General features: G+C 44.4%; 3 protein-coding genes and 2 rRNA genes (2 of these 5 cut by a window edge). All 5 read right to left on the minus strand.

The features are described from left to right. Positions 1-244, minus strand: partial view of a hypothetical protein gene (locus L0U88_RS05305; protein ID WP_234864570.1) — the 5' portion only. It extends 179 nt beyond the left edge of the window; only the first 244 of its 423 coding nucleotides appear in the window; it begins with the start codon at positions 242-244; the stop codon falls past the left edge of the window. Then, a complete protein-coding gene (locus L0U88_RS05310) occupies positions 217-588 on the minus strand; it encodes a hypothetical protein (RefSeq protein ID WP_234864571.1) in 372 nt (123 codons plus the stop codon). Before L0U88_RS05310 ends, L0U88_RS05305 begins: the two co-directional genes overlap by 28 nt. Before the next feature lie 3 nt (positions 589-591). Beyond that, a complete protein-coding gene (locus tag L0U88_RS05315) occupies positions 592-771 on the minus strand; it encodes a hypothetical protein (protein WP_234864572.1) in 180 nt (59 codons plus the stop codon). A 412-nt stretch (positions 772-1,183) separates the two neighbouring features. Next, positions 1,184-1,295, minus strand: a 5S ribosomal RNA gene (gene rrf / locus L0U88_RS05320). A gap of 81 nt (positions 1,296-1,376) precedes the next feature. Continuing rightward, positions 1,377-2,500: ribosomal RNA gene (locus L0U88_RS05325) — 23S ribosomal RNA — on the minus strand (it continues 1,755 nt past the right edge of the window).

The raw sequence follows: 2,500 nt of genomic DNA on the forward strand, positions 1-2,500 counted from the left end.
AATACCCCCTGTCCTGAAACAGGAAGAAGAAATACATGTTCCGAATGTCCTGTACATAATGATCTTTACCAAGTACCAGCTCCAGGAATAAGTCCCTGTGCTCATCCGGATTAGCCGTCTGGTAAGTCATGGACACGGTAAAGAAATTGACATTCCCACTCCTTCCCATATTTGTCAGTTTATTTTGTTGATACTGGTAAACAATATCAAACCCATCTAAAGCCTGACGCAGGTTTTGCAGCACATTCTTATTATAGTATAGGTATCGATTCGCTCTTTTACTCCGTTGTCCCAGTATTCCCGACGTGTAATGGTATGTATTAATTGAGTTCCTCTAGTTTCATAAGAATAGAAACTGGTATCAGTTTCTAACATGAATAAATCAAAATTGGTGATGTATTTAATTCTGTTATTAGCATCACGGACGATTTCAATTTCCTCTAGATCGCCACCGTAATTGTTTGTGAATTTAACCAGGTATCCGGCTGTGTTAAACTGATAGGAAGTTTTTAGTACATCATAGGGGGGTGTATTGGTAGTATCATCATAGTAAACATTAATACGGCGATTGGCTGTATCATACTGCATTGACTACACTTCAATGTAATTGTCAGTAAAATCTTTCAGAACAAATTGTTTAGGCAGTTGCCCGAGTATTTCCACCGGCAGTTCGTTTTCTTCCTCATCAAGCGAACTAATTTCTTTTTGGCAGGCAGCAAATACAGTAAACAGAAAGAAGGCCGACATAAGTCGAATGATGCGAGTGCTCATAGTTAAGGTTTATAGTTCTATAAAACAATAAACATCAGCATTACACTAGCATAAAAGGTCAGAAGTTTCATAGAAGGTTTTTCAATCTGACCATTTAACCTGCATAAACGTTGTCTAGGGGAGCAGGGAAGAAAGGATACAAGGGAGACAAAGGAGGCAGGGAAGAGGAAGCATGGAAGACGGAACAAGGGGGCAAGGAAAAATGGAAAAATGGAAGATGGAGGATGGCAGATTGGAAGATGGAGGATTGGAAGCAAGCGGTTAAGCGCAAGATAGAAACAGTTGTCGTAGTTCTTCTCACGTTTCACGTCTCACGTCTCACGTCTCACATTTCACGTTTCACGTCTCACGTTTCACATTGCACAAAAAAAAGAGCCTTGCAACAATAACGTTACAAGGCTCTATGTAATAAATATGGCACCTACCTACTCTCCCGCCTGGTATAGCAGTACCATCGGCCATGAGGGGCTTAACTTCTCTGTTCGGTATGGGAAGAGGTGAACACCCTCGGCATAAGCACCATAAGATCTTCAATAAGATAACATATTGGGAAGTTGCAATCAATCGTCAAGTAATCAACATTTCTTATCTCCGAAGAGAATAAAAAATTAAAGCTTACGGGCAATTAGTACTACTCGGCTTTGATGTTACCACCTTTACACCTGTAGCCTATCAACGTCATAGTCTCTGACGACCCTTAAAAGAAAACTCATCTTAAGGAAGGTTTCACGCTTAGATGCTTTCAGCGTTTATCCTGTCCGTACATAGCTACTCGGCATTGCACCTGGCGGCACAACCGATACACCAGCGGTACGTACGACCCGGTCCTCTCGTACTAAGGTCATGTCCTCTCAATTTTCTAACGCCCATCACAGATAGGGACCGAACTGTCTTGCGACGTTCTGAACCCAGTTCACGTGCCACTTTAATCGGCGAACAGCCGAACCCTTGGGACCTTCTCCAGCCCCATGATGTGACGAACCGACATCGAGGTGCCAAACCTCACCGTCGATATGAGCTCTTGGGTGAGATCAGCCTGTTATCCCCAGAGTACCTTTTATCCTTTGAGCGATGGCCCTTCCATACAGAACCACCGGATCACTTTAGCCTGCTTTCGCACCTGATCGACTTGTCTGTCTCACAGTCAAGCACCCTTATACTAATGCGCTCTGCGTACGATTACCAACCGTACTGAGGGTACCTTTGCGAGCCTCCGTTACTTTTTAGGAGGCGACCACCCCAGTCAAACTACCCACCATGCAATGTCCCCCGTAAGGGGTTAGGTTCTAAGCAACAAGAGGTTGGTATTTCAACGATGACTCCACAATGCCTGGCGACACTGCTTCATAGTCTCCCAACTATCCTACACACTTGGTGCTCAAAATCAATGCAAAGTTGTAGTGAAGGTTCATGGGGTCTTTCCGTCCCGTGACGGGTAACCGGCATCTTCACCGATACTACAATTTCACCGGGCTCGTGGAGGAGACAGTGTTCAACTCATTAGACCATTCGTGCAGGTCGGAACTTACCCGACAAGGAATTTCGCTACCTTAGGACCGTTATAGTTACGGCCGCCGTTTACTGGGGCTTCAGTCAGAAGCTTTGGATTACTCCGAACATCCTTCCTTAACCTTCCAGCACCGGGCAGGTATCAGGCTCTATACGTCATCTTACGATTTTGCAGGGCCCTGTGTTTTTGTTAAACAGTTGGTTGAACCATTTTACTGAG

Source organism: Flavihumibacter fluminis, from assembly GCF_021491375.1.
In the GTDB taxonomy this organism is placed as follows: Bacteria; Bacteroidota; Bacteroidia; order Chitinophagales; family Chitinophagaceae; genus Flavihumibacter; species Flavihumibacter fluminis.